Source organism: Streptomyces spiroverticillatus (assembly GCA_014650415.1).
GTDB classification, from domain to species: Bacteria; Actinomycetota; Actinomycetes; order Streptomycetales; family Streptomycetaceae; genus Streptomyces; species Streptomyces spiroverticillatus.
Genome location: BMUX01000031.1, coordinates 1 through 26,779 on the forward strand (window position 1 = coordinate 1; position 26,779 = coordinate 26,779).

Consider the following 26,779-nt stretch of genomic DNA (forward strand, 5'->3'; position numbering starts at 1 on the left):
GGATCTCCTGGATCCGCTGGTCAAGACCGTCCTGGCGCCACAGAGTGAAGTAGTAGAACACCGCCGACCAGGCCGGGAAATCGTGTGGCAGGAGCCGCCACTGACAGCCCGTCCGATTCTGGTAGAGCAGCGCGTTCACTACCTCACGCAGGTCGCAGGAGCCAGGGTCCCCGGTCGCCGACCGCGCCACACGCTCCTGCTTCCACGCGGTGACCAGCGGCTCGATCAACGCCCACTGCTCGTCGGACAAGTCGGTTGCGTACGGCATCCGTTCCATGCCCGCGACCTCATCATGCGCACGACATGACATGGGCACGGAACCGCCCCATCACCCACGAACGAGCGACACCACATCATTAGGAACGGGACTTAACGCCCTCTGAGACCTGGCGCCCCGTCAGGCCGCGGTGGTGGTCCAGGTGCAGCCACACACCCCTGCCCGCTCACCGACCCCGGCCTGCCCAAGACCGCCCAGCCACTCGCGCGACAGCCCCCAGGACAAGCCCACCGCCCCGCGGGAATACCCCGCAGCAGGGCGTCGTCGTTGGGGAAGACCCGGACGACATCGGTCCTGCGCTTGATCTCCCGGTTGATACGTTCCAGCGGGTTCGTGGACTGGATCTTCTTCCAGTGCCGCGGCGGGAAGTCCGCGCATGCCGTCAGGTCTTCCTTCGCTTCCAGCAGCATGGCCCTCACCTTGGGGAACTGCTGCCCGAACATGTCGGCGACGGTGTCGAGCTGGGAGCGCACGAGGCCGGCGGTGGGCTGGGTGAAGATCGTGCGGATCGTCGCGGCGACCAAGGAGAGTTACGCGGTGGCCCACCCCCTGTTCAGGGAGCGGAACCTACCCGTGGAAGTGCGCCCCGGGCAAACGCCCGCGCACTCCCGGCTACTGATCCGCTACACCACTCGGCGGGACACCATCACTCCCCCTGGCAGAACCGGCACAGAACACCCCTAGCGCACCAGGTGCACGTGACCCCGGGAGCAATACGGCGCCGGCCATCCGTCCCTTCACGCTGCCCGCCACGGGACTGGGTGCATCCCAGCCCGCAACCCGCAGCATGAGACCGGTCGGGTGAAACCCAGCCTCCCTACGCGAGCACACAAGCACCCGTCAGGCGTGTTCGGCCAAGCTGAGGGTCCGCGCGGGTGCTCCACGTGGACCGGTAGGGGAAAAAGGAAAGCCCCGTGTGCCACAGGCGACAGCATCATCGGCACACGGGGACCCCTTCCAGAAGGCCTCGCTTCATCCGGCGACGAATGCGGCACCAGCCCCTGCAGCACGGACGTCTGTCGGCGCGGCGTCGCTCCCGCCCGTGGTGCTTGTTGGTGTAGCGCAGCGCAGCAGCGCCGCATCGGCGGTCACAGCGGAGGAAGCGAGAAGCCCGCCGATGGCGCTGAAGGATTATTCGGGCGAGTTCAAGGCCGTTGCTGTGGCCCTGTACGAGTCCACACCCGGGGCGACGTACAAGAGCATCGCCACTGTCCTTGGTATCAGCCGGGCGACTCTGCGGGAGTGGGTGCTGCGGGACCGCGCACGCCGCGGCGTCGCCGCCGCGGGCCCCCGGACGAGCGGTTCCGGCGGCTGGAGGCCCGGGTGGCGGAACTCGAGGCCAGTGAGCGCAAGCTCGCCACCGAACGGGACATTCTCCGCAAGGCGGCCAAGTATTTCGCCGGAAAGACGAACTGGTGAGCAGCCGCTTCCAGTTCGTTGACGATCACCGGGCCACCTACGAGGTGAAGCGGCTCTGCCAGGTCATGGACGTCAACCGGTCGAGCTACTCCAAGTGGCTCGCCGGCGCCGAGGCGAGGGCTGCCCGGAAACAGAAGGACCGGGTCCTGGCCGAAGAGAACAGTGAGATCCACGGCGAGTCCGGCGGCGCCTACGGCTCCCCGCGGGTCACCGCCGAGCTCCGCGAGAAGGGACACGCGGTCAACGAGAAGCGGGTCGCACGGATCATGCGGACGTTCTCCATCACCGGGGGTCGGCTTGCGCAGACGCGTCCGCACGACGGTCCCCGATCCGGCATCCGGGCAGGTCGCAGACCTGTTCGGCCGGGACTTCACCGCCACGGAACCCGGGCGCAAGCTCATGGGCGACATCACGTATCTCCCGCTCCAAGAAGGGAGGTTCCTCTATCTCGCGAAGGTACTGGACTGCTTCAGCCGCAAGATCGTCGGCTGGTCCATCACCGATCACATGCGCACGGACCTGGTCGCCGACGCCCTGCGGACGGCCGCGCGCACCCGCGGCTCGCTGGGCGGAGCGGTCTTCCACTCCGGCCACGGAGCCCAGTACGGATCCAGGGCCTACGCCGACCTCTGCGACCAGCTCAAGGTCACCCGGTCGATGGGCGCGGTCGGCGCCAGCGCCGACAACGCCGCCTGCGAAAGCTTCCACGCCGCCCTGAAACGCGAAACCCTCCAGGGCGCCCACGACTACGGCGACACCACCACCTGCCGCCGGACCGTCATCGCCTGGCTGACCCGCTACAACACCCGCCGCCGGCACTCCACCAACGGCCACCTCAGTCCCGACGAATACGAACGCCGACACCACACCGCTAAACTCACACTCGCCGCGTGATCAATAACCGCGTGCCCACCTTCACGGGGGAAGGCCCAAGATCTCCACCGAGGTGACCGGCGACGGGCGGGTCAAGCTGAACGTCGACTTTGGGGGATCGGAGGCTAGTTCGCCGTCGCCCGCCGGGTCGTACGGCGGCGTGTGCTGCCCCCCCCGTTACCTTTTTCGTGGCTCCACAATGGGGCTACCGGCCTTCGGGTCCGGCATGACTTCCCCCCCCTTGTTGTTGATGATCCGGGGGGTGGTGTCACCGGGCCCGGAGGCATCGACGGACCGCTGATGAGGGGCTTGAGCACCGGCTTCACCCGAGCCGGAAGAGCTCTCCGTAACGTGGGTGTGGCAGCTCGGTGCCGAGGCAAGGCCGGACGAAAGCGTGACCGGAGGGGCTCGCCCGTGATCGACACGAGTGACATCGACGTGTTCCTCGGCCTGGACGTGGGCAAGGGCGAACACCACGCCACCGCAGTCGCCCCGGCCGGCAAGAAGGCCTTCGACAAGCGGTTACCCAACACCGAACCCAAGCTCCGCGAGCTGTTCACCAAGCTGCAGGCCAAGCACGGAACGGTGCTGGTCGTGGTCGACCAGCCGGCCTCGATCGGCGCGCTGCCGCTGGCGGTCGCCCGCGACATGGGCTGCCCGGTCGCCTACCTGCCGGGGCTCACGATGCGGCGGATCGCCGACCTCTACCCGGGTGAGGCCAAGACGGATGCGAAGGACGCGTTCATCATCGCGGACGCGGCCCGCGTGATGCCTCACACGCTGCGGGCGATCGACGGCGAGGACGAGACCATCGCCGAGCTGGAGATGATCGTCGGCTTCGACGACGACCTGGCTGGCGAGGCCACCCGGGTCGCCAACCGGCTTCACGGCCTGCTGACCCAGATCCATCCCTCGCTGGAGCGAGTGCTGGGGCCGCGGCTGCAGCACCCGGCCGTCCTCGCTCTGCTGGAGCGGTTCGGGTCACCGGCCCAGATCCGCAAGGCCGGACGGCGGCGGCTGGTCACGCTGTTACGGCCGAAGGCGCCACGGATGGCCGAGCGGCTGGTCGAGGAGATCTTCACCGCCCTGGACGAGCAGACCGTCACCGTTCCAGGCACCGAGGCGGCCACGCTGATCGTCCCGAGCCTGGCCGGATCGCTGGCCGCCGTCCTTGACCAGCGCAAGCTGCTGGCCGGGCGGATCGAGGAACTCCTGGAGGCTCACCCTCTTTCACAGGTCTTGACGTCCATGCCGGGAATCGGCGTCAGGACCGGAGCCCGCATCCTGATCGAGGTCGGCGACGGCAGCACCTTCCCAACCGCCAGCCACCTCGCCGCCTACGCAGGACTCGCCCCCGCGACCCGCAGTTCCGGGTCCTCGATCCGCGGCGAACAGCCCTCCAGGAGAGGAAACAAGCAGCTCAAACGGGCCTTCTTCCTCTCCGCGTTCGCCGCCCTGGGCGACCCGGCATGCCGGGCCTACTACGACAAGAAGATCGCCCAGGGCAAGCACCACACCCAGGCCCTGCTCTGCCTCGCCAGACGACGAGCGGATGTCCTCTTCGCCATGCTCCGCGACGGAACCTTCTACGAATCCCGGACCACCGCAGCGACTTGAGACCTTCTTGTCCTACGGACAGGTGCGTGATCAGCTTCGGAGATGGGGGCCGAGAATTCCGAGCACATGAAACTCATCCACCGCTGGCTCGCCGGCGAGGTGGTCAACAACACCGTCGGCATCAAGGTGACCGGCGGCCCGTTCAACGGACGGACCAAAATCGTTCAGCTCGATCAGGACGGGCTTCCACCCGCACGCCTTCGTGCTCGCGGCGGCCGGGGTCAGACACCTGGAAACCCTGCTGCCTGGCACATCTACGAAGCCATCCCGGCCCCCGATACTGCCGCCGGCTGGACCTACGGATACGCCGGAGCCGATACGACTGACGCTTCCACCGAGGGCCCCTCAGGCGCCCACACGGCTTGACCAAAGAGATAGGGCCCCCCGAACACGCCCGTCTACCAGGCAGGTGTTGCGGCGAACCGGTGAAGCTGTGGACGACTTCGGGGCCGGGGCGACACGGGCGGGTAGATCTTTTCTGGCATTCGTCTCTGCAAGGCCACCCGTCTGCAGGGCCGTCAGCAGACGTCGAGGAGTCCGCTCGTGTTCCCTTCGGCTCGGCGCGTACGCGCACGCTGCCTGACTGCCCGCCCGGTTGTCCTACTTCTTGCGCCGCTGCTCTGCATGGGGTCGTTGGTCACTTCAATGGCATCTGCCATCCCACTCCCGCCGCAGCAAGGAACGCAGCAGCCTGGTGACCTCGCCCTCACTCCGCCCATGGGGTTCAACAACTGGAACTCCACCCACTGCCGAACCGAATTCAACGCGGCGATGATCAAGGGGATCGCCGACATCATCATCGCGAAGGGCCTGAGGGACGTCGGGTACGAGTACGTCAATCTGGACGACTGCTGGGCAATGCCGGAACGGGATGCGGCGGGCAAGCTAGTGCCGGACCCCGTCCGTTTTCCGCACGGGATCAAGGAGGTCGCGGATCACATTCATGCCAAGGGGCTGAAGTTCGGGTTGTACAGCAGCGCGGGCACCAGGACCTGCGACAGCGTTGGGATGCCTGGCGGGATGGGTCATGAGTACAGCGATGCGAGGCAGTTCGCCGAGTGGGGAGTCGATTATCTCAAGTACGACAATTGCAACAATCAGGGGGTGGACTACATGCTCCGGTTCACGGCCATGCGCGATGCCTTGAAGGCTGCCTCGGCCAAGACCGGGCGTCCCATCCTCTACAGCCTCTGCGAGTGGGGATCGTACCGTCCCTGGAGGTGGGGCAGAGAGATCGGACAAATATGGCGCACCACGCGTGACATCAAGGACAACTGGGCCTCGATGCTGAGCATCATGAAGCACAACTTGCCGCTGGCGAAGTACGCGGGTCCCGGCGGCTGGAACGACCCCGACATGCTGGAGGTGGGCAACGGGGGGATGACGGACACTGAGTACCGGACCCACTTCTCGATGTGGGCGGTCATGGCCGCTCCGCTCCTCATCGGTACCGACCTGCGCGTGGCCACGTCGAAGACTTTCGCCATCCTGTCCAACAAGGAGGTCGTCGCAGTCGACCAGGACAGGCTCGGCAAGCAGGGCATCGTGGTGGCGGAGGAGGACGGCCGGTGGGTGGTGGTCAAGCAGCTGGCTGACGGCAGCCGTGCCGTTGCACTCTTCAACGAGACCGGCACTCCACGGCGCATCGTCTCCTCGACGAAGGCGATCGGGCTGCCTTCTGCCCCTCGTTACCGGGTGCGCGACCTGTGGCAGAGGACGACACGGCACACGGTGGGTGCTCTTGCCGCGACGGTGCCCGGGCATGGCACTGTGCTGCTGCAGGTGACACCTGAAAGAGAGTTCTCGAGGTCACCTCGTCCGTAGCACCGGGCCGTCGACCGCCGTGCTGTCCCGCTTCGCGCGCCGTGCTGTCTCCGCTTCGCGGCAGCACGTCCCTCGGGCCGGTCGGGCTCGTGGTGTCGCAGCGGCTTCCTGCCGAGGGGATGCCGCCAGGGGGCCTTGGGCGGCGTTGCGACCCGTCCGCTCAGGACGGCGTTCGAGTGCCTACCCGGCAGGCCCCTCGCAGCTGCGGCCACAGCAACGGCCGCTCATGTTCCGGACGTCGTCGCAGGGCGCCCCTTCCTGATGGGTCACTCCCCAGTCTCCGCAGCTGCCAAGAATCCAGTGAAGCCGCACTGCGGTCCGCTGGGGCGAGCAGCGCCCCGGACTGCAACACCAGCGCGGGCCGCGGGGGAAGTGCCGGGCGGTGACGGTGGATCGTTCCCGACCGGGGATACGGCCACCGCCCAGCAGGTCATCATCATGGCCCGGCCGCCGTGGGCAGTTCGGTCGCGACACACCCCCGCGCAACAGCGGACCGGACGTACCGGGAATCGCGCTGCGAGAATTCGCGGCCGGCTTCTCCGGTTCAGGCAGTACCCCAGGAGGCGCGGAGCACACCCTGCGGCAGCCTCCGCCCGTTCGGCGAGATCGGGTGGCACCGGCTGCCGTGCAGGGACGAAGGGAGTACCGATGCCGCCGCCCACCCGAGCCCGGGCGCGGACCATGTGCCCACTGGGCGTCCTTCGCTCAGCCTCGGTAGAATGGGGGCAGGTCCCCGAGGGCATCCTGCGGGGACCGCCACCCTCCTCGGTCGGCCCGGCCTGTCTGCGGATTCATCCGCCGCGGGGTGTCAGGCGCAGTGCCAGGACGAGATCGCCCCCGGGGGCCGTGCGACTCCACGCCGACCGGCGGGCCCGCCCCGACAGGTTCCGGCGCATCGCGTAAAGCAGCGCGTCATCCAGGCAGAACCGATGTCACCACTCCCGCCACGGGCAGATCCTTGACCGCACCTCCGTCTGCCAGGGGACGCGTCAGCACCCCGGTGTCCACCGGCTTGAAGTCAGCGACCTGAGTCCCAACGGTGTTGTCCAGCGGATTGACCCCCGTGCCCGCGACCGGATTGAGGCTCATGTTCTTCATGGGACCGAACCCGCTGGCTGTCGCCTGCATGAGCGTGCCAGTGATCACCGACCCCGACGGAGCGTCCGCACCGTCGAGCGCCTGCTCGGCACCCGCAGGAAGCGGCAGTGGAGCTGCCTGTGCGGCGGCCGACCCGGCCGCCAGCACGGTGCCGACGACCGTCATGGTGAGGCCGGCCTGGAGGAGGTCGTGGCGCGGAGACTTGGAAGCTGCGTGGCGTGCCATGGGATACCCGTCTGCGATGGGAAACGAGAGAAACGGCTCGTGCGCACCGCACCTATGCGTGCGTAATCACAAGCTCACACAGTGTAGTTGGGCGGGCGGGGTCGCAGGGGGATGCGGCCTGCCCCGGTTCGAAAGTCGGGCGATGGAGCGATCGGTCGACTCTCCGGTGCCGCCCGGAGGGCTACTGCCCCCAGAGCGCGAGAGCCGTCGAGGCCAGGGCGGCCACGGCGCTCACGGCGGTTGTGGCAGCGCAGAGCCTCACCATGGGCGGGGGCTGGCGGACGTGCCGGACTTGGTGCCCGCCTGCCCAGCCGGTGGCCAGGAAGGCTGGTGCATGCTCGATCCAGTAGGCACTCAGCAAAGGCCGGCGGGGACCCGGCTCTGGCACTTCGGAAGCCTTCATGCCGGAGCAAACTCAACTCCCCTCATCGGGGTGGCGGTTGCGGGCCTGGTGCCACTCCATCGCCCGGTTCGGCCGATAGGCATATCAGGCAGGTCTCTCGTAGCACCCCGGGCACGAAGGCCTGTGCGGTCAGATTTCGCGAACGGCGTTCGTCGTCGGGCAGACCGGCCGCTCGTCGGGCCCGGGCCGGCCACTCCTGGAAGTGACGCCGCATCGTTCGGGGAGGTGCTGCTGCCGGCCGTACGGATCGAGGACGTCCCGGACACCGACCTGTGTCCGGGACGTCCTCCGCTCATCGGCGCCGCTACAGCAGGCCGAGCCAGGTGTCGGGGAGTTGCGCGTTCGGCAGGCGCAGCCAGCACGCGAGTCGCCACGGGTGCGCAGTGCATTGCTGGGGCACGTACGGGGGTTGCGGCGCCGGGGGACGGTCCCGGTAGCCGGCGACGATCGGGAGGGTCTCCCGCAGGACCCGTGCGTTGTCGTTCAGCATGTCGCCGAGAGGCTGTCCCTTGTAGGTCTGCTCGGGGTTGGCGAAGCGGCTGATCTGCTCGCACGAGAAGAGGCAGGACTTCTCGTACGCCATGATCGTGCGATATCTGCCGTCCGGTGTGATCCACCCGGTGTTGTACGGACGCGTGGTGCTGATCCGCATCCGGCCCACAGGATCGGCGGAGATCGTGTACCGGTCGTGCGCGAGGCCGAGGTTGTGTCCCCACTCGTGGCTCACGGAGTCCCGCTCGATGCCCTCCACGTCGGCGACGGAGTAGGCGAACTCGTCGGACGCGGGGCTCAGCGTGGAGGTGTAGTCGCCCTTGCCGCCGCCACGCTGCTCCTGGTCGATCAGCAGCACGACGAGGTCCGCACCGTACTGGTCCCGCAGTCTGTGCGCCTGCGCGCCCAGCGTTTTTTCGTGAGGATTCTTCAGGTGTCGGTAGGCTGCGGCGAAGGTCTCGGGCCCGGTGTAGGAGGCGGCCGTATAGGAAGTGACGAACCGCACCTTCCCGCAGATTCCGCTGTGCTTGAGGGATCGGTTCATGCGCTTGGCAATCGCCCGGGACGCAAACGAGATGCGGTGCTTGCCGCCGACAGCCTGCGTGGCCTTCGTCGTGTAGATACCGAGCACGTCGATCCTTGGGCACGGTGTTCGGACCCCGGCCGTCGGGGGCATGGCCTTCGACTTGTTGGGTTGGCTGTGCGCGTTGACGTCCGCTCCCGGCACGGCGGCGCCGAGGGCAAGAGCGGCGAGCATCAGCCCCGTGGTGGCACTGGTCACCACCGGCGAGAGCGTTGTGATCATGTGATCTGTCTAACACCGGGTTCTACGTCCGTCTCGGGGTGGTCCGCCAAACGGGCAGACCGTCAGAACCCCGGACAGGGTCAGGACATGGAGATGTGGGCGCCAGGTGCTGGATCTTCCCCGCCGCGGGAGAGTTGGGGTGCTCCCCGGCCTCGACCGCTGCGCCTGCCGGGAGTCGCGCCGTGGGGGCCGCGGTTCCGTCGCCGCGCTCTCTGCGGCGGGTTCTCGGAGGAACCCCCGATGCCTCTGCCGCTCGTGCGTCGTGGGCAAACGCATGCCGTCGCGGGAAGAGGGGGTTGCGCCTCGTCGACCGTCTGAAGATGCCGCTCCCGATGCACTACGCGATGCGGCACGGTGCTGATGGTTGCCCTGCTCGCCGAGGTCTTCGAGCGGCCTGGCCGGGCGAGAGGGGGCCGCAATGGGTTTGGGCCCCCTCTCGCGTACGGCAGCCAGGGAACGGGCCAGCGGTCGTACACCTGGTGAACGAAAGGGCCGCCGAATCGTTGCTGCGAGGACTCCCCCTACTGGCGATCTTCACAGTTCACACCATCCGGACACCCCGCGCCGCCCGGCCCCACCGGCTTGGCGACCCCAGGAAGACCAACTGACGTGCATGAGAGTGCCGTTCGGGTATCGCTGGCCCGCAGGGCGTTTCTCGTAGGGGTCTGAGGTTGTTCTCGTGGACATGAAGCCCGTGATGAGTGCTCCCGCCGTTCCCGCCCGGCAAGCCCGCGAACGTATGGGGCGCCGACAGGCTGCGGCGCGCGAATGGGCGCAGCGAACGGAGCAGAGGCCGGAGGAATCTCTCGTACGCATCGCGCAGGCCGCCTTCGGTACCGCCCTTGCCCTGGGGGCCCTCGCGTTCTGGCTCGCCGACAAGTAGCAGGTCCACGGGTGTGAGTAGTTGGCGTACAGAAAGTGCCGGTGAGATTGATCTTGCTGGAGCCGGTCTAGTTCGTCGGCGCTTCGATTTGGCGGGGGACGGCGCCAAGGCGTAGCTCGCGCAGGTCGGGGATGTGGTTGTAGAGGGTGCCCGGGGAGACGCCCAGGAGCTTGGCGATCGAGGTGATCGAGCGGCCGGGGTCGGGCAGCAGATCGCGGGCGGCGCGGATGACTTCCTCGGTGGCGACGCTGGGGCGTCCGCCGATGCGGCCGCGCTCGCGGGCGGCGGCCAGGCCATCGTTGGTGCCGATGACGATGAGTTCGCGGATGAACTCCGCCAGGGCGGCGAAGACGTGGAAGACGAGCCGGCCGCCAGGGGTGGTGGTGTCCAGGTTCTCGTGCAGTGAGGTGAAGCCGATACCGCGGGTGCGGAGTTCGGCGACCATGTTGATGAGGTCCTGGAGGCTGCGGCCGTAGCGGTCGAGCGAGGGGACCACGAGGGTGTCGCCGGGGTCGAGGAAGGCGTGGCACGCCTTCAGTTCGGGGCGGAGCGCGTTCTTGCCGGACTTCTTGTCCGCGAAGATCTTCCGGCATCCGGCTGCGGTCAGTGCGTCGAGCTGCCGCTCCAGCTTCTGCCCGCTGGTCGAGACCCGGGCGTATCCGATCTTGATGTCGGTGCGGTCGAGCGGTTCGGCGACGAGGAGGCCGGGCTCGGCCGGTACGGGGTGGGTCATGGCCCCGGATCATGTCAGAAAACGGTGGTCGCCGGTTGTTGAACGACCCAGGTTCTTGAAGGGGTTTCTGAAGGCTCTGCGGGGCCGTGCGGGCCCTGCGGAGTGGTCTTCAGAAAACGAAGGTTTTTTGAAGACCATCCTGTTGCACGTGCCAGGGTCGCCCCACCTGCGCGGCGCCCGTATTCCCCGTATTGCCAGATGCATGCGACGGCTGTTCGAGGGCAGGCGTGCCCTCAGGCCAGATTGCACGGGGCGGACAGGTAATGAGGTGGGGACCATGACGACGACAGCAGTGCAGGGCATAGCCGCGGAACTGAGCACCGAGCAGGTGATGCTGCCGCAGATCAAGGACCCGGCCACGGTGGCCCCGAAGAATGCCCGGGAGTTGTCGCGTCTGTTCCTGGACCGGCTGACGGTCCTGGAGGAGGGCACGCACGAGTACGCGTACGCCCGCAACACCCTCATCGAGATGAACCTGTCGCTGGTGAAGTTCGCCGCCCGCCGCTTCCGCAACCGCGGCAGCGGTGACATGGAGGACATCATCCAGGTCGGGACGATCGGCCTGATCAAGGCGATCGACCGCTTCGACCTCACCCGCGAAGTCGAGTTCACCTCCTTCGCGATCCCCTACATCGTGGGAGAGATCAAGCGGTTCTTCCGCGACACCACCTGGGCCGTCCACGTCCCCCGCCGTCTCCAGGAACTGCGCGTCGAACTCGCGAAGGCCAAGGAGCAGCTGTCTACCGTCCTGGACCGCGACCCCACCGTCGCTGAACTCGCCCAGCTCCTGGACCTGCCGGAGAACGAGATCATCGACGGCCTGATGGCCTCCAACGGGTACACCGCCGGGTCTCTGGATCTGCCCGCCGACACCGGAGACGGGCAGACCGGCAAGACGGCGTCCTACGGCGACTTCATGGGCGACGTGGACCCGGACATGGAGCTCTTCGAGGACCTCCACACCCTGGCCCCGCTCCTGGCCGAGTTGTCCGACCGGGACCGTCGCATCCTGTCGATGCGGTTCGGCCAGGAGCTCACCCAGGCCGAGATCGGCCAGGAACTGGGGATTTCGCAGATGCAGGTCTCCCGCCTGCTGACCCGCATCCTGAAGCAGTTGAAGGCCGGGATGCTCACCGACGCCTGATCCTCACGCCCCAACGGCCCCGCACCCCCTCTGGGGTGCGGGGCCGTTGTCGTGCCGATCGCCCGCCGCGTCAGAACGGGTACCCGTTCTGCCAGATCAGGCGGCGGACGTGGCGGCGGGTATGCCCGGCTGGTCGCCGTCGGTGGTGGTGAGCTGGGTGGCGAGTGAGGCAAGTCCCCGGGCGAGGGCGCGGCGTTCGCCGGCGGGCATGTGGGTGATGGCTTCGTGGAGCATGCTCTCGCGCTGCTGCCGGATGCGGTGCAGGTGGCTTTTGCCTGCGGGGCTGAGCCGCAGGGTGATCTCGCGGCCGCTGTCGGGCGAGGGAAGGCGTTCCAGGAAGCCGACCGCTTGGAGGCGGTCGCACATGCGGGTCACGTTCGGCGGTGAGGAGGCCAGTTGGTGGCAGACGGCCCGCATGCGGAAGCCGTCCTGGCGGTCGACGACGTACATCAGCCGCAGCTGCGAGGTCGACATCGGGGCGGTGGCACCCGCGGTCGCCTCTCTGGCCCGTTCCCACATCACGTCGAGGAGCTCGGCGATGGTGCTGGCGGAGCAGGCGGCCTGGTCGGTGAGGGCGGCGTCTGGTGCGGACATGACTCCCCGTCGGGTGGGTGCTGCTGCCCGGTGATCGGTCCGGGCAGAGGCTCAGGTGGTGCCGTCCGGTCTGGTGTTACCGGCTGCTCGTACCTCCCCCTCGGTCACAGAGGGAAGCACGCTCTGGGAGTGCGCGTGCGGGGCGTCGCTCAGCGGTGCCCCGGTGAAGTATTCGAGCGTACCGGTCACGTCGAGGAGGCGCTCCAGGTTCGCGGGCCGCTCGTCCAGGTGCAGGCCGACCTGAGCGGCCTCGGTCTGTCGTCTGATCATGAGCAGGATGGACAGGCCCATGGAGTCGACGATGCCGAGCTGCGCGCAGTGCAGGTGCAGGTCCTGAAGGTCCGGCCGGGAGGTGAGCAGGGCGGTGACCTCCTCCTGGAGGAGGTCGGCGTTGTCGTAGTCGAGATCCCCGGTGATCTCTATGCGCGCTCTGTCCTCGGAATCGACCGTGGTCAGGCGCAGAACGGCGGGCGGCATGGTCATCGGCTCTTTCAGGCGGCGGGGTGCGGAGCGGCGGTGAGCGCATCCACGCCACGTGCCAGGAGACGAGACGCCCGGGGGAAGTCCCTGAGTTCCCGGGCAAACAAGCGGAGGGCCGGCGGCAGCGACTGCTTCGGGACCCCGCGCGCTTTGAGGATGTCCGCGGTCCAGGCGAGGAACCAGGTGAACAGGCCCTCGTCGTCGAGGTAGAGGGCGGTGGCCAGGAAGTCCACGATGTGCGCGAGATCCTCGGCGGTCCGCTCGCGCTGCATGTCGTCGTAGCCGCGCATCGCGGGGAACGCGTCTTCCAGCGCGTGGAAAACGGTACGCACCAGCGAGTCGTTGTTGCGGGCGACCATCGTGTACTCCTGGTCTTCCAGGTGCGGCAGGTCGTCCATCTGCTGATGATCCAGCTCCGGGCCCGCCAAGGGCCCCTTCTCCAGCAGATCGGCCGCCGCCCGCGCATCCGGTGCCCACGCCTGGGCACCCAGAAGCTTCGCGTACTGGCCGTCCGGGCCGAACGCGGCACCACCGACGAGGACGGGGACGCCGACGACCTGGCAGGCGGTGATCGCCGCGTACGCGGTCGGCAGCCGGGTCGCGATCGAACTCGACAGGGCGACCGCGTCGGCCTTCGTCTGGTGCAGGTGCGTGATCAGGTGCGGGGCGGGGACCTGGGCGCCGAGGTAGTCGACCTGCCAGCCCCGCAGCTTCAGCACTTCCGCGACCAGGCGGGCGGGCAGCGCGTGCCACTCACCGTCCACACACGCCACCGTGACCCGGCCCAAGCTGGGCTTACGGCGGGCGCCGGGGTGCACGGCCAGAGCCGCGACGGCACGCTCGTTGATGGCGGTCGCGGCGTGCTCCTGGGCCACGCTCATCCGGTTCGCCGCCCACTCCTCGCCGACACGGCCCTGCACCACGGCGATGACGTCCAGCAGAACGGCCTCGGGATCGAGGAGCGCCAGGACCAGGCGCCCGTCGGCGGCCTTCGGCTGCGGCAGCACGGCCAGTGCCTTACGCAGCCTGTCCACGTCGATACAGCCCTGGTTGAGCGCGTCGTACAACGCGCCGTGCCCACGCCGGTGCTCGGCCAGCAACCTCAAATCGACCGGCGAGGTCACCGGACCGTCCTCACAGAGCATCGCGTTGCAGAGCTCGAACAGCGTGTCAGCACGCCGGGTCAGACATCCGTAGACGTCCTCCCGAAAGTGGGAGGTGAAGCCGAATGCCTCGTCCCGGCCATCGTGGTGCAGCAGTCTCATTCCCCACGGCCTTCGCTGGTCAAGTGCCTTCTTGGTCGGAGCACGGGATCAGGCGGGGGCCGTGTTCACGTCCCCGGAATCCCCGTACAAGCGATCACGTTCGGGGCATCGTTCGGTCAGCCGGGGAGTCAACGAGATCAAGCGTTCTCTTCGAACCCAACATGGCGAAGGACTGTCTCGTGCTCGCCTGCGGCGACGAGCCCGTCGATGACCTTGACCATCGACCGCACACCCGCGTCGCGCACGATGAGGCCATCCCAGCACCACCAGTAGTCGCCCTCTGGTTCGCCAGCCTGCCGCTGACGGTCCATGATCCGGTGCACCTCGGCAAGAGTGAACACGGTTCCAGACCAGCGATCGCCGTCATCACGGATGACCCACATGTCCACATTGCAGACCTCGTCGAGGTCCTCCCCGGCACCGGGCACGAAGCAGATCTCGTATCCGTCACGTCTGACTCGGTAGAAGGGACCATCCCACATGCTCACTCCGTAGCGCTCTGTCTCACGCCGCCTTCATCAACAAGCCGGACGGCCGACCAGTACACCACGCACCCCTTGAGGGCGCAGCAGCCGGTTAAAAAACAAGCTCAGGGCCCCGTGCAGCTGCTCCGGCCCGTACACCACGCACATCTCCCGACCCAACACCCTGGGCGGCAGATCAAGTTGGCGTGTACCGCCTGCCACCGGGCGGGCAACACAAGCTTGTCGTCCAGCTCGCGCGGCAGCTGCGGCTCGCCCCCGCCTTCCGCCGGGCCAGCGCCGGGAGCCTCCGGGCCACGGCCAGGACCCGCGTGCCGGCGCTCGCTGCGTCCAGCACCTTCGACTGACGCCAGCAACCGAAACGGGCGGCCGTGGCGCATCGGTCGCGAGCGCTGCCCGCACAGCGGGCTTGGCCGCGTTCTCGTCCTCGGGCACCAGCGAGAGCAGCGTGGCTACGGCGGTCCTCACGGCGGCGCACGGGGCGGCCGCCTCCACCGCAGCTCACAGCACGTCCGCGCCTCAGTCTGTGCCGGGCCCCTGAACCGGCTCCAGGTCCTCAGCACCGTCGCCGCCCGCGCCAGCGCCCGTAACGCCTTCTCCAACTGCGGCAGCGTGAACTGCCGCTCCTTCTCCGCCGCCCGCTTCGCCGTGTTCAGCAGCCCGGTGTCGATGAGGCCCTGGAACAAGTCCAGGGCCTCATCGATCGACTTCGACTCGCGCTACCACCTCACTGCGGTAAGCATCGTCGTGCGCTTGGCTCCGCCGCCCGCTCCAGCGCGCGGGCGAACCAGGTGTTCCTCGTCCGCATCGGGGGTCGGCACAGGTTCTCCGGCTCCGGGAACCACGCGCCCTTGGGCGCCTTCAGCGTCGCCACCGGATCGCCGGGGTAATGCGGAGCCGTTGGGCGACCGCGACGGTGGCGTGCGATGGACGGAATCTGATCCGCATCACCGCCTGGTGGTGACGCGAGGGAACTGGGGGCGTTCCGTGCGCCGTTCGTGAGGAAAGTCGGTGCCCCGACACAGATCATCGCGAGGGCTCTGGCCCAAGGCAACCGGGACCGCCGGAAACGGCCACCGCGCTGCGCAGTTCCGATCTTTTCGAAAATCCCACTTTTGGGTTCAAGCGGGTGAGAGTTGAACCTGGGGCCGTCTTCGAAGGCGGGTGCCCGTGCATCCTGGATCACGGACAAGGGAACTGGCTGCCTCCGCAGATTTTGCGGAGGCAGTCCCTTTTTCGGTTTGCCACCTGCCTGCGCCAGCCGTTGGAGCTCGGTCTGCTCCGAGGCTGTAGACACCCTGGCAGTCGAGGGCAGCGCCCCTGCCGAGTCGGGGCGGGCTCGCAGAGTTCATGGCTGGTGGCCCTGGTGTCAGCCCAGAGAGTCGAGCGGTACCCCGACCGGTCCGCCGCCGGCGGCGAGCCCACCAAGCAGAGCGCCGGGGGCGGGCACAGCGTTGGGACCGCCAGGGTGCACCTTGCGCGCGGCCGATTCTTCCTTGAGCTGCAGGTCGTCGACCTTGGACTTGACGTCACCGAGGAACTTCTGGGGGGTGGCGACCTCCGCGAGCTGCTTCATCTGGTCGGCGTGCACGGCGCCGATCTGGGCCTGCGCCTCGGCAACCCGGACGGCCTTGGACTGGTCGTGGCCGGCATCGTGGTGCGCGACTGCGGGAGTGGCAGTGCCCAGGGCTGCCAGTGTTCCGGCGAGGACTGCGGTGGCGTGGGTGTACTTCATGGATGGTGGTCCTGTCCGTGAGGTGTGTCCGGGACGACAGCGGCCGGGGCGGCGCTTGTCGTTTCACCTCTGAAGAACGCGGGGTGGGGCTATTGGAGACGTGCACTCCCAAGATCTCACTCTATCGACTCGACGAGAGCGGGCCTGAATTGGGAATTTTCGGCCTGTGCCAGGTACCACGTGACAGGCATTGCCCCAGCAGTGACCTGTGGCGGACGAGATGCGTATGCGACCATCCCTGGCATCGGTAGACATGACCGGGACGCGTTACTTCTGAGTGGCACGGATCGTTGCGACTGCGACCAGCCGTACCGCACACAGGAGAAATCAATGCGCCATCACAAGGCTTCTGCAGCTGCTCTCGCCGTCCTCGTTTCGGGCTCTGCGTTGGCTGTTGCGGGTACCGCCCAGGCTGCTGCCCCCGAGGCGGCACCGAAGCCCCGCCCCGCTGCGGCGGCGCCGGCTGACGATTTGCTCGGCGGGCTGCCTGTGGTGGGTGGACTGACCAAGGGCGGGTCGCCCGCCGGTCCTGCGGCCAGTGGCCTTCTCGGCGGTCTCCCGCTCGGCGGCTGACACTGCTCGGCGGTGGGCGTGACCCCAGGGGGACGCCCACCGTTGTACAGCCGGTCGAGGCTTTGGTTCCGGGACTTCCCCACTACGGTCTCCCTCGGCGCCCCGGTGACGTGGCTTTGGCCCATCGTCTGTACGTCGGCGGAGGGTGGGGCGACCTGATGGAATCCGGTCGGCGTCGCACTCCGCCGGGTGATTCAGGCGGCGTCGGCAGCATCACCTGTCCGGAATCTCCCATATCCGTTCGCCTTTCTTGCGACGCGCTGCCCGGCAGGTTATGAGTTTGGGCCTACCGGGTGACCGTGAAATTTCGCGGAATTAAATTAGTTTCCTTTACGCCGCCAGATCGTTACGAATAGCGACGGCGATGCTACGGGTTTCCCCCTTGGACTCGTGCAGCACGAAATACGTGACTGTTCACCGTGTCGCCGAAGGAAAGGTCACAAAATGAAGCGCATGAAGGTTGCCGCAGTTCTCGCGGGCTCGCTGATGGCCCTGGGTGCGGCCTCCCCCGCGATGGCTGACGCTGGCGCTGAAGCCGCTGCCTCGAACTCGCCCGGCGTCCTCTCCGGCAACGTCGTCCAGGTTCCGGTTCACGTTCCCGTGAATTTCTGCGGCAACAGCATCAACGTGATCGCCCTGCTGAACCCTGCTTTCGGCAACACCTGCGTCAACAAGTAATTCCACGTCCGAACCCTCGTGTGTTCGGACGTGGGCAGCCCCTGAATGGACGCCTTGCCTTCGGGGGCTGCCCAATCAGCGCCTCCTCATGTGTGGGTGAGCAATCGGCTTGCCCCGCAAGCATGAAAGACAGGGAACGGCGAAGTGCGACAGGTATTGAGTAAGAGCGTGCTGGTAACAGCAGCCGTCTCGGGTGTGCTCTCCATGACCACCGGCTACGTCCACGCCGATGCGGTGGGCAACAGCACGGTCTCGAACTCGCCGGGGGTCGTCTCCGGCAACAGCGCCCAGGTTCCGGTACACGTCCCGGTGAACCTCTGCGGCAACACCGTCAACGTAATCGGCCTGCTGAACCCGGCGTTCGGCAACAAGTGCTCCAACGGCTCCTCGGTGAAGCCGGGCAAGAGCAGCGGCGCGACGGCCTCCTCGAAGGTCACCGGGTCGCCCGGTGTCGCCTCCGGCAACAACGTGCAGGTCCCCGTGCACGTTCCGGTCAACGCCTGCGGTAACACGGTCAACGTGGTGGCCGCCCTGAACCCGGCGTTCGGCAACAAGTGCTCCAACGGCTCCTCGGTGAAGCCGGGCAAGAGCAGCGGCGCGACGGCCTCCTCGAAGGTCACCGGGTCGCCCGGTGTCGCCTCCGGCAACAACGTGCAGGTCCCCGTGCACGTTCCGGTCAACGCCTGCGGTAACACGGTCAACGTGGTGGCCGCCCTGAACCCGGCGTTCGGCAACAAGTGCTCCAACGGGTCGTCCGAGGCAACGCCTCCGGTCGAGCCCCCGGTGGTCGTGCCGCCCGTCGTGACGCCCCCGGCCGACGAGCCGCCCGCGGACGAGCCGCCGGCCGACGAGCCGCCCGCCGACGAGCCGCCCGCCGACGAGCCCCCGGCCGACGAGCCCCCGGCCGACGAGCCCCCGGCCGACGAGCCCCCGGCCGACGAGCCCCCGGCCGACGAGCCCCCGGCCGACGAGCCCCCGGCCGACGAGCCCCCGGCCGACGAGCCGCCCGCCGACGAGCCCCCGGTCACCCAGCCGCCGGTCACCCAGCCGCCGGTCACCCAGCCGCCGGTCACCCAGCCGCCGGTCACCCAGCCGCCGGTGAACCAGCCCCCGGTCACCCAGCCGCCGGCGGATGAGCCCCCGGCCGCGGATGAGCCCCCGGCCGCGGATGAGCCCCCCGTCACTCCGCCGCACGTCCCGTCGAAGCCCACCAAGCCTGGCCACGGTAAGCCCACGGGGCACAAGCCCGGTGGCAAGCCGCACCTCGCGCACACCGGTGCCGGTGAGCTCGGCGGCGCCGCGGCACTCAGCGCGGCTCTTGTTGCTGGTGGTGTTCTGCTGACCCGTCGCGGACGCGCTGCCCAGCGCTGACTCGGTCGGGCAGCAGACGCTGCTCTGGTGGGGCGGGCCCCTGTGGCCCGCCCCACCTTTTTGTCTAATTTTCCCGGCATGCGAGTGAAGTCCGGGACTTTATGCATGCATTCAGTTTCCCCGGGTGCCGGGCGCGCGTTAGTCACGGTGCAGGCGTCACGTGGAGAAATTACGCAGCGCCGAATTCCTAAGAAGACATCACAGAGAATGAGGAAAAGTTCATGAAGTGCACGAAGGCGGCTTCGGTTCTGGCTATTTCGATGGTTGCCGTTGCTGCGGGTTCCTCGGCAGCGGCTGCGCAGCCCAGCGGTATGCCGACCAGCCCGTCGATGAGCCTGAACTCAGGTGTCGCTCAGCTGGTGGAGGCGTACAACACGCACACCAAGCCTCTCAATGCCCCCCTGCCGGTGGTCAACGAGGCAAAGGATGCGGCCAAGACGGTCATGAACGCCAAGGACGCAGACCCGATGAAGCTGGTCGAGGGTGCGGTGGGCGGTCAGGGTGCATCGTCGATGCTCGGTGGGCTGCCCGTCGGCTGATTGCGTGTGCCGGGTGAGGCAGTTGGCCCAATCGATTGCCCCTCAGGCGTGATATGGAGAGGCCCGGGAGAGGAAGCTGGTGAGCAGCGGTAAGCCTTCTTGCGTCTCATCCCCCTCCATGGGAGTGCAAATGCGCAAGTTCGGACAGACCGTAGCACTGGCAGCCCTTACGGCCGCCGCTCTTCTTCCGCTGGCCGGAACGGCCTCAGCAGCGACTGCGGAGCCGTCGGCCAAGCCTGCCGCGGTTGACCGCTGTTGGGTGCACTACGGCAAGGTGGTCTGCACTGACGACCCGCGGTGGTACCCGCACTACAGCGGCGTCGGCGTCGGCCTGGGCCTGGGCCTGGGCATTGGGGTGCTCTGAGCGGTAGAGGCACACACGCCCAAGAAGGTGGGGCCCCACAGCTGCTGTGTGGGGCCCCACCTTCGTGTGACGCTTGTGCTCAGTTGTTGGCGGCCTCGTTGCCGAACGCCGGGTTGAGCAGACCGCCCGCGTTGGCGGTGTTGCCGGCAACGTTGACCGGAACGTGCACGGGGAACTGGGCCTGGTCGCCGGAGATGACGCCCGGGGACTGCGTCGCCGTGCCGTCGGCGTCGGCGTCGGCGGCAGCGGTACCGGCAGCGGCCCCGGCAGCGAGACCGGCAGTGGCGAGGACGAATGCAGCCTTCTTGGCAGCGTTCATTTTGGTGCACCTCCTGGAGGAGTTGGGGTGTTTCGAGGATCCTTACACACCCGCAGCATTGCCCGGAAAGCAGAATGCACCGCTCAATCAGATTTCCCACCGATGGCTTATTGATACTTATTTCTCTCTGTAGTACTCATTCCCTGGAATGCACTGAGCTTCCCAAGACTCGCGCTGACGTGCGGTGAAGAACGAGGACGGCATTGACGCTGCCGTTGTGGCCACGGCCCGCTCGCCGAGGCAGCGCATCTTGGCATGGGCCGTATGGTGCCGCCACTCCCACCGCTTGAATCAACGTCCCCGGAACGGGACGCGGATGAGTCGGCCAGCGCCCTGATATGCCTTGTCGGCCCAGGGCTTGAGTCTCCCGTGAGTGCGAGCAGCCGTCAGATCGTGCCTGGAGCCGGGCAAAGCGGGTGAAGCCCATAGCAGTCTTCCTTGGGCATGCGTGTCACCGCACCGCAGGTGGGCCGGGACGAGGAGGGCCTGCGGCCCGGCCGTCAACATCCGCCACCGAGTATTGATCACCTGTCTGCGAAGGCTGAGCAGGCCCGTCAGATACCTCAGAGGGCGGCTCGACAGATTGATCGAGGATAGGTGGCTGAATATGTGACCATTGTGGATCTTGGTCGAGACACGTCTACGCGGAGCTTCATCGTTTTATATAAACCTCCAGCTCGCAGCCGGCCACGGCAGGTTGGACGGAAGGCAGTGTGCCCGGCCCCCTGCAGGGGGCCGGGCACACTGCCTTCCGTCGGGCTGGATCAGCCCGCTTCGGCGAAGAGGGCGGTGAGGGTGTGGTCCCTGTCGTTGCTGAAGGACACCGCGGTTTCACCGTTCGCCTTGTCGGTGTCTCCGCCGTACTCCTCATCGTCAAGGAGCCAGCCGGTGAAGATGAAGCCCGGTGCGGGGGTGGCGGTGGCGATCACGGTGTCTCCCTCGGCGTAGGGGCCCTGTTCGGAGAGGGCGATCGTGCCTTCGCCGCCTTGGACCTTGGTGTCGAGGTCGTACTTGTTGCGGTCGAACTCGGCGCGGAGCTGGAGGTTTTCGTCGTCCAGCGAGAGTTCGATGGTGTCGTCGTCGCCGGCGTTCGAGCCGTTGAGGGTCCAGCCGGTGAAGGACCAGCCGGGCTTCGCCACCGCGTCGTAGAGCAGGGTGCCGTTGTCGGGGGCGCCTCGCTTGGCGGGCTTCTGCTGCACGGTGCCGCCGCGGGTGGCCGAGGCCTGGACGCTCTTCTGCGGGGTGTTGCCCTTGCGGAAGGTCGCGGTGAGCTTCCGGTCGGCGGTCACGGGCAGGTTGAGGGTGCGGTCCGTTCCGTAGGCGCGCCCGTCGAGGGTCCACCCGGCGAAGACGTAGCCCGCGTTGGGCTTGGCGGTGAACAGAGCGGAGGTGCCCTTGGGGTAGGGGCCGTTCTCGGCGGCCTCGACCGTGCCGGCTCCGGCGGGGGTGACGGCGGTGCTGACCGCGCAGAGGGTGTCGCTGGACTTGGTGTCGCGGTAGCTGGCGATGGCCGTGACGGTGTTGTTGAGGACGCGGGCGGCGTCGGCTTCGTCGGGCTGGCCGATCGGGATGCCCAGGGGCAGGCCTCGGTAGGTGAGCGAGGCGTTCGAGAAGCGGTTGATGCGCCCGCACGGGCCGTTGGTGGCCTTGCGGCAGCCGGACTCGTAGGCCATGAGGGAGGCGAAGTCGCCGGTGCGGGGGAAGTAGCCGTTGGCGCCGTAGGGCGGCGGCTGGTTGGGCTGGGTGGTGCGGTCGTGCGAGGAGCCGAGGTTGTGGCCGATTTCGTGGCCGAGGGAGAAGTTCTTCAGTGCGGCGTGCGCCACCACGTTGTAGCCGTAGTTGGCGGTGGACTTCGCGGGGGCCTTGGGCGAGTAGCCGAGGCCGCCTGCCGCCCGGCCGCCGGCGATCACCGAGACCAGGTCGGCGCCGTACTGGTCGCGCAGGGACTGCATCTCGTCGAGGAGGTTGTCGCGGGGAGTGGCGAGCGCCTTGATCAGGTCCTGGGTGACGCCGTCGCGGGCTGCGGGAACGTTGCTGACGGCGGGAATGTGCACCAGCCGGACCCGGGCGTTGATCTGGCTGTCGGCCAGGGCGTCGTTGGTGAGGGCCACGGAGCGGGTGATGTCGGCGCGGATCTGGCTGACGCCGCCGGCCTCGGCGAGGGCCTTGGGGGTGTAGCCGACGAGGAGGTCGATCAGGGTGGTCTTGCTGCCCTGGGCGCAGTTCTTGTCCGGGGCGACCGGGGCCGAACGCGGTGTGGCCGGCTGGGCTGCCGCCGGGGTGGGCGGCATGCTCATGTTGATCTCGTCCTCGTCGCCGACCGGGGTGACCTGGGTGATGGACACGCGGCCGGGGCCGTTGGACTCGATGGCGTAGTTGTCGCCGCCCAGCATGAACTGGGCCGTCACCTGCTCGTTGCCCAGCTTGCCGTCGCAGGCTCCCTGGGCGGTGGCGATCACCCGCTGGCCGACGGCTCCCTTGACGGCGGCGGTGATGACGGTCACGTCACCGATCTGGTTGCGGGCCTGCTCGACCACCTCGACCGTCACGTCGTCGAACAGCGGGAAGGAGTACTCGCGGTCGGAGGGGCCCTGGCAGAGGGCGTCGACCGCTTGAGGGTTGAGCATGGCATCACGCTGGCGCACGGCTTCCGTACCGCCGCCGTCCTCCGGAGTGGTGTCCTCGGCAGGGGGTGCTACGGACAGCATGGAGCCGGGTCCGCTGAACGCTGCGGCCTGCGGGCGGGGCGGGGCGGGCGGTGCGGAGAACCCGGTGGCACCGAGGACCATCGCGCCGAGCGCGATACCTCCGGCCCACTTCTTGCTGCGCTTCACGTGTCAGCTTCTTCCTGCCGGTATGGGAGGGGACGCGTTATCCATTCCCGGTCAGGGGTGCGGGCGCATCGCAGCGCCGGTGGATGTCACCCGCGTGCCGTGCTGCATCACGCTGGATCCGCATTTTCACTGAAGACACGAAAGGCGAATGGGTGATCTCTGTCAGTTGCGCAGTGTGCGTACGGTAATCTGGCACTTGAACCTGTTCGGGCGGAATTCACAGCCGTCGGCTCCTTCGCCGTCGAAAACCGCCCAGTGGTGACGTTCAGGTTTGTTCATCCTCCGCATTACGGAAAAGTACAGCAGTGAGCCCCCCCGGCCTGGATTTCGGGGGGGCTCACTGCTGTGTGGAAAGACCAGCAAGGTGGTGTGCAGCCGAGGATGCTGCACACCAGGAGAATCAGCGGTTGTTGGTGCCGTTGCCGGAGAGGACCGGGAAGTCGTTGAGGATGTGCGAGAGCGGCTCGTCGCCCTTGGCCTGGGTGGAGTTCTCGACGCACTGCTGGTTCTGCGGCGCGGACAGGATCGGGACGTCCTGGACGCCGACCGGCACGACGCCAATGAGCGAGGTGGCGTTCGCCTTCGCCGGCAGGCCGATGCAGGGCTTGTTGAGCGAGCCCTGGACCAGGGACATCTGCGGGCTCATGTCACCGGCGGTCTTGGCGTTGCCGTAGTTCTGCTCAGCGCCGTTGCCGCTCAGCGACGTGGTGCCGTGGTCGTCGGCCAGCGCGACGGCCTGCGGGGCGGCCATCCCCATCGTGGCGGCGGCAAGCATGGCGGTCGCCATGATCTTCTTCATGCTTCAGTCCTTCTTTCCCATGGAGTACCCCTGTCCTGGAGCCCCCTGCAGAACTTCGGGCCGGGAGTTTAGTTATCCGCATTCACTCGAATGGCGGAGCGATGGGCTCTGGGGCAGCTATTCGAGAGAAAAGCAGATCTGCCGAAAGTACGGTCGGAGCCGCCGACTGGGTAGCTTTTATGCCATACGGGTGAACAGAAAGAACCAAACCTGTCACTGGGTGGTTGTGCAGCCAGTAAGCAGCCGGCCCCCGGAACGAAGAGGTTTCTCCATGCGTAACAAGATGATGGTTTCGTCTGCGGTCGCAGCAGCTGCCATGTCTCTCGGCGTCATTGCCGCCCCGCAGGCCATGGCCATCGCGGACGACGGCGGCACCACGTCGCTGAGCGGCAACGGCGCTGAGCAGAACTACGGCAACGCTGAGACCGCCGGTGACATGAGCCCGCAGATGTCCCTGGTCCAGGGCTCGCTCAACAAGCCCTGTGTCGGCCTGCCGGCCAAGGCCAACCTGACCTCTCTCGCCGGTGTGGTCCCGGTCGGCGTCCAGGACATCCCGATCCTGTCCGCGCCGCAGAACCAGCAGTGTGTCGAGAACTCCACCCAGGCCAAGGGCGACGAGCCGCTCTCGCACATCCTGGAGGACTTCCCGGTCCTCTCCGGCAACGGCGCCAACAACCGCTGACTCCGGGGCTGATGACCCTGGGCTGGCAATTGCGGTACATGCGTGCGAACAGCCGCTCGCGCGCATGGGGATGAGGTGAGCTGTGTGTGGCCCCGCGAGGAGTTCCCTTCGCGGGGCCACACGCATGTGTGCGGCGCGCGTGGCTACCTTCGCAGACGCGCGGCCGGAAGGCGGCAGTGAGCGGCGGTGCGAATGGTTTCCTCATCGCCCACGAACGCCTCAAGCTGGTCTTCGGCTACCGGCTGGCCGGGCTTGTGGTGGGGCCAGGGGCGCGTGGCGAACATCAGGTGCACCTGGCCGCGCTTCTCCGCAGCAGCAGTCCACTGAGGCGGGACCGTGCAGGTGACATTGAGGTGAGGGAGGGTCAGGACCACGTTGGCACCGTCCACCATGAGGGTCACGGGGACGGTGGACAGTGCTCCGTTGGCAATGGGCCCACCGACGGTAAGCCCGGAACCGGCGATCACGGCCCGGACTGCCGCGTCGCCTTCCTCTGCGGTTCCTGCTCCGTCGCCCAAGGCGTAGGCGAGGAGGAAGGCCGCGTCATGGCCGTCGTCGGCGTGCTCTCCTGCCCAGGGAAGGACGGCGATGGTGCCCAAGTGGGCGCGGTTGAGCGGAAGCTCGGTCTCGGTTGAAGTCATGCGACAGGACAGTAGTTGCGCCGTATGCACCTTCTGCCGCCCTTGTCACCCATTCAGCCTAAGAAGTACCAGCTGATGGCCCGTACGTGTGTCACTGACGGAGTGACATGTGGCCTTCCGCGCCCCCGCTGTGACGTCGTGTCCGCCCACCCTCTGGCCGTGGGCGCTTCACCTGCCCGTCATCCTGTATGCACCTTGATGGAGGCATTCGCCCCCGGACCCGCTTCCTGAAGGCGCGTCGCGAGCTGCTTCCACCCGCCGTCCAGGCCCCGCAACCGCTCCGCCAGGTGTTCGGTGACGGGCTTGTCCAGGCTCAGGGCCGCTAGAACCTTCTCCTCGACGGCGTCCCAGTCGGGCTCGTCCGGCAGGCGGGCCTGCGGGCCCGCGGGCTGAACCTGCGTGGGGAGGGCGAGGTGAAGACGTCGCGGTTGGTCAGGACCCGGTGCAGCTGCTCCAGCACGCACATCACGTAAGCGTCCCGGTCCACCGCGCCCTTCGGCAGATCTGGGTTGGTGTACACCGCCTTGCGCCGCACGGGCAGCACCGGTTTGTCGTCCAGCTCGTGCGGCAGCAGCGGCTTGACGCCGGCCTTCCGCCGGGCCAGCGCCGACAGGCCGCGTACCCCGGTCAGGACCCGCTTGCCTGCCCTCGTCGCGTCCAGCGCCTTCGACTTGCCGAGCAGCGCGAGGGATAGTGTCCCACCGAGTGGTGTAGCGGATGAGCAGCCGGGAGTGCGCGGGCGTTTGCCCGGGGCACACTTCCACGGGTTGGTTCCGCTCCCTGAACAGGGGGTGGGCCACCGCGTAACTCTCCTTGGTCGCCGCGACAATCCGCACGATCTTCACCCAGCCCACCGCCGGCCTCGTGCGCTCCCAGCTCGACACCGTCGCCGACATGTTCGGGCAACAGTTCCCCGACGACGACGCCCTGCTGCGGCTGGTCACCGCCGTGCTCTTCGAGATGCACGACGAATGGATCGCCTTCCCCCGCCGCTACCTGCCCGAAGGCAGCATGGACGAGCTCTACCACGACCATCATCCGCAACGTCCAGCTTGGCCAGTTTGCCCGGTGTCACACCATGCGTGGCGCATCCAAGCTGTACACCCAGGACAGGAAGAGCACCACGAGATCACGCTGGAGGACATATGCGCCACGCACGCTCCGTCTTCTCCGCGACCGCAGTGGCGGCGCTGGTGGTGGGATCAACGGCTTTCCTCGCTGTCCCCGTCTCCGCCGCACCCAATACCACTCCGCAGGGGGTCTGCGGCAGCGCCTACAAGACCGTCAACTCCGCATCGGTCGGCTCCCTTGGCAACGTCTACCTGACCTACAACTCCGCCAACGGCCGCAACTGCGTCGCCACGATCCGCAACAACCCCGGCACCGCCCTTGCCATGGCCGCGTGGGTCCGCCTCTCCGGTACCACCACCATCACGGACAGCGGCAACTACACGTCCTACGCGGGTCCCGTCTCCGTGTACGGCAAGGCCCGCTGCATCGACTGGGGCGGCACGATCAAGAATGTGACCGTCACCGTGTCCAAATCCAACTGCGGCTCCCGGAAAGAACACCGGGTCACTGCAGTGCACTGACGCTACTGGCCACCACGGTTGCTCCACCGGCTCTCGGC

At 67.6% G+C, this 26,779-nt stretch carries 23 protein-coding genes and 6 pseudogenes; 12 read left to right on the forward strand and 17 right to left on the reverse strand.

What is annotated here, in order from left to right; all coding sequences use genetic code 11:
- Together IE269_RS40155 and IE269_RS40160 are read right to left on the reverse strand one after the other, a co-directional pair.
- Positions 1 to 277: transposase (locus IE269_RS40155; RefSeq protein WP_189828293.1), on the reverse strand; the 277-nt coding region annotated here is incomplete at its 3' end.
- A gap of 248 nt (positions 278 to 525) precedes the next feature.
- Positions 526 to 801: pseudogene (locus IE269_RS40160) on the reverse strand (transposase); the annotation flags it as partial.
- A gap of 593 nt (positions 802 to 1,394) precedes the next feature.
- On the opposite strand from IE269_RS40160, the pseudogene IE269_RS40165 reads away from it, so the two are divergent.
- The 4 genes and pseudogenes from IE269_RS40165 to IE269_RS40180 form a co-directional block, all read left to right on the forward strand.
- A pseudogene (locus tag IE269_RS40165) lies at positions 1,395 to 2,590 on the forward strand (IS3 family transposase).
- A gap of 393 nt (positions 2,591 to 2,983) precedes the next feature.
- Positions 2,984 to 4,186 carry an IS110 family RNA-guided transposase gene (locus tag IE269_RS40170; protein WP_189828294.1) on the forward strand — a complete coding sequence of 401 codons (1,203 nt, stop codon included), beginning with the start codon at positions 2,984 to 2,986 and terminating at the stop codon, positions 4,184 to 4,186.
- A gap of 66 nt (positions 4,187 to 4,252) precedes the next feature.
- On the forward strand, positions 4,253 to 4,552 hold the full coding sequence (locus tag IE269_RS40175) for a hypothetical protein (protein WP_189828295.1): 300 nt from the start codon (positions 4,253 to 4,255) through the stop codon (positions 4,550 to 4,552).
- Positions 4,553 to 4,831: 279 nt separating this feature from the next.
- A pseudogene (locus IE269_RS40180) lies at positions 4,832 to 6,001 on the forward strand (glycoside hydrolase family 27 protein); the annotation flags it as partial.
- A 921-nt stretch (positions 6,002 to 6,922) separates the two neighbouring features.
- On the opposite strand, the gene IE269_RS40185 reads toward IE269_RS40180, so the two are convergent.
- The gene (locus tag IE269_RS40185) at positions 6,923 to 7,333 is read right to left on the reverse strand and encodes a hypothetical protein (RefSeq protein WP_189828297.1); all 411 of its coding nucleotides are present in this window, start codon (positions 7,331 to 7,333) and stop codon (positions 6,923 to 6,925) included.
- Between the two features lie 707 nt (positions 7,334 to 8,040).
- The gene (locus IE269_RS40190) at positions 8,041 to 9,033 is read right to left on the reverse strand and encodes a reprolysin-like metallopeptidase (RefSeq protein ID WP_189828298.1); all 993 of its coding nucleotides are present in this window, start codon (positions 9,031 to 9,033) and stop codon (positions 8,041 to 8,043) included.
- A gap of 679 nt (positions 9,034 to 9,712) precedes the next feature.
- Here IE269_RS40190 and IE269_RS40195 point away from each other — a divergent pair.
- Positions 9,713 to 9,916, forward strand: a complete 204-nt coding sequence (locus tag IE269_RS40195; RefSeq protein ID WP_189828299.1) for a hypothetical protein — start codon at positions 9,713 to 9,715, stop codon at positions 9,914 to 9,916.
- A gap of 67 nt (positions 9,917 to 9,983) precedes the next feature.
- Here IE269_RS40195 and IE269_RS40200 read toward each other — a convergent pair whose 3' ends face one another.
- Positions 9,984 to 10,649, reverse strand: coding sequence for a recombinase family protein (locus tag IE269_RS40200; protein WP_189828300.1), 666 nt, complete (start codon positions 10,647 to 10,649; stop codon positions 9,984 to 9,986).
- Positions 10,650 to 10,926: 277 nt separating this feature from the next.
- On the opposite strand from IE269_RS40200, the gene IE269_RS40205 reads away from it, so the two are divergent.
- A complete protein-coding gene (locus IE269_RS40205) occupies positions 10,927 to 11,793 on the forward strand; it encodes a SigB/SigF/SigG family RNA polymerase sigma factor (protein WP_189828301.1) in 867 nt (288 codons plus the stop codon).
- A 96-nt stretch (positions 11,794 to 11,889) separates the two neighbouring features.
- Here the strand turns inward: IE269_RS40205 and IE269_RS40210 are convergent, their stop codons facing one another.
- The 6 genes from IE269_RS40210 to IE269_RS40235 form a co-directional block, all read right to left on the reverse strand.
- Complete coding sequence (locus tag IE269_RS40210) at positions 11,890 to 12,387, reverse strand: MarR family winged helix-turn-helix transcriptional regulator (protein WP_189828302.1); 498 nt, start codon at positions 12,385 to 12,387, stop codon at positions 11,890 to 11,892.
- Positions 12,388 to 12,438: 51 nt separating this feature from the next.
- Positions 12,439 to 12,870: an STAS domain-containing protein gene (locus IE269_RS40215; RefSeq protein WP_189828303.1), complete on the reverse strand. Its 432-nt coding sequence runs from the start codon at positions 12,868 to 12,870 to the stop codon at positions 12,439 to 12,441.
- A gap of 8 nt (positions 12,871 to 12,878) precedes the next feature.
- Positions 12,879 to 14,132, reverse strand: coding sequence for a cobalamin-dependent protein (locus IE269_RS40220; RefSeq protein WP_229898583.1), 1,254 nt, complete (start codon positions 14,130 to 14,132; stop codon positions 12,879 to 12,881).
- Between the two features lie 137 nt (positions 14,133 to 14,269).
- Positions 14,270 to 14,614 carry a hypothetical protein gene (locus IE269_RS40225; protein WP_189828304.1) on the reverse strand — a complete coding sequence of 115 codons (345 nt, stop codon included), beginning with the start codon at positions 14,612 to 14,614 and terminating at the stop codon, positions 14,270 to 14,272.
- Positions 14,615 to 15,078: 464 nt separating this feature from the next.
- The gene (locus IE269_RS40230) at positions 15,079 to 15,300 is read right to left on the reverse strand and encodes a hypothetical protein (protein WP_189828333.1); all 222 of its coding nucleotides are present in this window, start codon (positions 15,298 to 15,300) and stop codon (positions 15,079 to 15,081) included.
- A 683-nt stretch (positions 15,301 to 15,983) separates the two neighbouring features.
- On the reverse strand, positions 15,984 to 16,349 hold the full coding sequence (locus tag IE269_RS40235) for a hypothetical protein (protein WP_189828305.1): 366 nt from the start codon (positions 16,347 to 16,349) through the stop codon (positions 15,984 to 15,986).
- Positions 16,350 to 17,366: 1,017 nt separating this feature from the next.
- Here IE269_RS40235 and IE269_RS40240 point away from each other — a divergent pair.
- From IE269_RS40240 to IE269_RS40250, 3 genes are all read left to right on the forward strand, one after another.
- Positions 17,367 to 17,600 carry a chaplin gene (locus IE269_RS40240; RefSeq protein WP_189828306.1) on the forward strand — a complete coding sequence of 78 codons (234 nt, stop codon included), beginning with the start codon at positions 17,367 to 17,369 and terminating at the stop codon, positions 17,598 to 17,600.
- A 168-nt stretch (positions 17,601 to 17,768) separates the two neighbouring features.
- Positions 17,769 to 18,971, forward strand: coding sequence for a chaplin family protein (locus tag IE269_RS40245; RefSeq protein WP_318299698.1), 1,203 nt, complete (start codon positions 17,769 to 17,771; stop codon positions 18,969 to 18,971).
- A 221-nt stretch (positions 18,972 to 19,192) separates the two neighbouring features.
- The gene (locus IE269_RS40250) at positions 19,193 to 19,510 is read left to right on the forward strand and encodes a hypothetical protein (protein ID WP_189828307.1); all 318 of its coding nucleotides are present in this window, start codon (positions 19,193 to 19,195) and stop codon (positions 19,508 to 19,510) included.
- A 443-nt stretch (positions 19,511 to 19,953) separates the two neighbouring features.
- On the opposite strand, the gene IE269_RS40255 is transcribed toward IE269_RS40250, so the two are convergent.
- The 4 genes and pseudogenes from IE269_RS40255 to IE269_RS40265 form a co-directional block, all read right to left on the reverse strand.
- Positions 19,954 to 20,193 carry a chaplin gene (locus IE269_RS40255; protein WP_189828308.1) on the reverse strand — a complete coding sequence of 80 codons (240 nt, stop codon included), beginning with the start codon at positions 20,191 to 20,193 and terminating at the stop codon, positions 19,954 to 19,956.
- Positions 20,194 to 20,517: 324 nt separating this feature from the next.
- Positions 20,518 to 20,643, reverse strand: a pseudogene (locus IE269_RS43920) (IS5/IS1182 family transposase); the annotation flags it as partial.
- A 314-nt stretch (positions 20,644 to 20,957) separates the two neighbouring features.
- Entirely contained in the window at positions 20,958 to 23,027 is a 2,070-nt protein-coding gene (locus IE269_RS40260; protein WP_189828309.1) for an InlB B-repeat-containing protein, read from the reverse strand.
- A gap of 400 nt (positions 23,028 to 23,427) precedes the next feature.
- Positions 23,428 to 23,826: a rodlin gene (locus IE269_RS40265; protein ID WP_189828310.1), complete on the reverse strand. Its 399-nt coding sequence runs from the start codon at positions 23,824 to 23,826 to the stop codon at positions 23,428 to 23,430.
- Positions 23,827 to 24,097: 271 nt separating this feature from the next.
- Between IE269_RS40265 and IE269_RS40270 the strand changes: the two genes are divergently transcribed.
- Positions 24,098 to 24,508 (forward strand): rodlin, encoded by a 411-nt coding sequence (locus IE269_RS40270; protein WP_189828311.1) that lies wholly within the window; start codon positions 24,098 to 24,100, stop codon positions 24,506 to 24,508.
- Positions 24,509 to 24,651: 143 nt separating this feature from the next.
- Here the strand turns inward: IE269_RS40270 and IE269_RS40275 are convergent, their stop codons facing one another.
- Entirely contained in the window at positions 24,652 to 25,149 is a 498-nt protein-coding gene (locus tag IE269_RS40275) for a DUF5949 family protein (RefSeq protein WP_189828312.1), read from the reverse strand.
- A 191-nt stretch (positions 25,150 to 25,340) separates the two neighbouring features.
- Positions 25,341 to 25,837, reverse strand: a pseudogene (locus IE269_RS43925) (Tn3 family transposase); the annotation flags it as partial.
- 125 nt (positions 25,838 to 25,962) lie between these two features.
- On the opposite strand from IE269_RS43925, the pseudogene IE269_RS43930 reads away from it, so the two are divergent.
- A pseudogene (locus IE269_RS43930) lies at positions 25,963 to 26,175 on the forward strand (IS256 family transposase); the annotation flags it as partial.
- Positions 26,176 to 26,294: 119 nt separating this feature from the next.
- The gene (locus IE269_RS40280; protein ID WP_189828313.1) at positions 26,295 to 26,741 is read left to right on the forward strand and encodes a spore-associated protein; all 447 of its coding nucleotides are present in this window, start codon (positions 26,295 to 26,297) and stop codon (positions 26,739 to 26,741) included.
- Positions 26,742 to 26,779: the final 38 nt, after the last annotated feature.

Excerpts from the sequence above, each read along its gene's own strand:
- IE269_RS40205 (WP_189828301.1), top strand. The coding sequence starts at position 10,927 with ATGACGACGACAGCAGTGCAGGGCATAGCCGCGGAACTGAGCACCGAG.
- IE269_RS40270 (WP_189828311.1), top strand. The coding sequence starts at position 24,098 with ATGCGTAACAAGATGATGGTTTCGTCTGCGGTCGCAGCAGCTGCCATG.
- IE269_RS40175 (WP_189828295.1), top strand. The coding sequence starts at position 4,253 with ATGAAACTCATCCACCGCTGGCTCGCCGGCGAGGTGGTCAACAACACC.
- IE269_RS40225 (WP_189828304.1), bottom strand. The coding sequence starts at position 14,614 with ATGTGGGATGGTCCCTTCTACCGAGTCAGACGTGACGGATACGAGATC.
- IE269_RS40185 (WP_189828297.1), bottom strand. The coding sequence starts at position 7,333 with ATGGCACGCCACGCAGCTTCCAAGTCTCCGCGCCACGACCTCCTCCAG.
- IE269_RS40235 (WP_189828305.1), bottom strand. The coding sequence starts at position 16,349 with ATGAAGTACACCCACGCCACCGCAGTCCTCGCCGGAACACTGGCAGCC.
- IE269_RS40220 (WP_229898583.1), bottom strand. The coding sequence starts at position 14,132 with ATGAGACTGCTGCACCACGATGGCCGGGACGAGGCATTCGGCTTCACC.
- IE269_RS40210 (WP_189828302.1), bottom strand. The coding sequence starts at position 12,387 with ATGTCCGCACCAGACGCCGCCCTCACCGACCAGGCCGCCTGCTCCGCC.
- IE269_RS40280 (WP_189828313.1), top strand. The coding sequence starts at position 26,295 with ATGCGCCACGCACGCTCCGTCTTCTCCGCGACCGCAGTGGCGGCGCTG.
- IE269_RS40190 (WP_189828298.1), bottom strand. The coding sequence starts at position 9,033 with ATGATCACAACGCTCTCGCCGGTGGTGACCAGTGCCACCACGGGGCTG.
- IE269_RS40250 (WP_189828307.1), top strand. The coding sequence starts at position 19,193 with ATGAAGTGCACGAAGGCGGCTTCGGTTCTGGCTATTTCGATGGTTGCC.
- IE269_RS40255 (WP_189828308.1), bottom strand. The coding sequence starts at position 20,193 with ATGAACGCTGCCAAGAAGGCTGCATTCGTCCTCGCCACTGCCGGTCTC.
- IE269_RS40200 (WP_189828300.1), bottom strand. The coding sequence starts at position 10,649 with ATGACCCACCCCGTACCGGCCGAGCCCGGCCTCCTCGTCGCCGAACCG.
- IE269_RS40275 (WP_189828312.1), bottom strand. The coding sequence starts at position 25,149 with ATGACTTCAACCGAGACCGAGCTTCCGCTCAACCGCGCCCACTTGGGC.
- IE269_RS40215 (WP_189828303.1), bottom strand. The coding sequence starts at position 12,870 with ATGACCATGCCGCCCGCCGTTCTGCGCCTGACCACGGTCGATTCCGAG.
- IE269_RS40265 (WP_189828310.1), bottom strand. The coding sequence starts at position 23,826 with ATGAAGAAGATCATGGCGACCGCCATGCTTGCCGCCGCCACGATGGGG.
- IE269_RS40240 (WP_189828306.1), top strand. The coding sequence starts at position 17,367 with ATGAAGCGCATGAAGGTTGCCGCAGTTCTCGCGGGCTCGCTGATGGCC.